Annotated in this window: 1 protein-coding gene; it reads left to right on the top strand. The window is 51.4% G+C overall.

The window, feature by feature from the left end; all coding sequences use genetic code 11:
* Positions 1-6 precede the first annotated feature (6 nt).
* A partial coding sequence (locus H5084_RS19395) for a hypothetical protein (protein ID WP_182692246.1) occupies positions 7-251 on the top strand: 245 nt, incomplete at its 3' end.

Raw genomic sequence — 251 nt, 5'->3', positions numbered from 1 at the left:
CAGGTCGTGGGCAATGAGGTTCTCTTAACAGCAGCGGGCGCGGCGCTGGTTAACAGCGGAGCAGCCTTACCTGAATTTACATTAACACCGAACGACGGCACAATTAATGGTGAAACAGATTCGGCTACTCCGGTGGTGAATACGGTTAACGATGCACCTGAAGTGACGATCACGAACACCAATGCATTTACCGAAGACGACGGCAGCGCAGTAGAAAATGCGGTAGTGGCGACGTTTGATACCTCTGATGA

The sequence above is a fragment of the Psychromonas sp. SR45-3 genome, from assembly GCF_014163575.1.
In the GTDB taxonomy this organism is placed as follows: Bacteria; Pseudomonadota; Gammaproteobacteria; order Enterobacterales; family Psychromonadaceae; genus Psychromonas; species Psychromonas arctica.
This window is presented reverse-complemented; position numbering and strand designations above follow the sequence as displayed.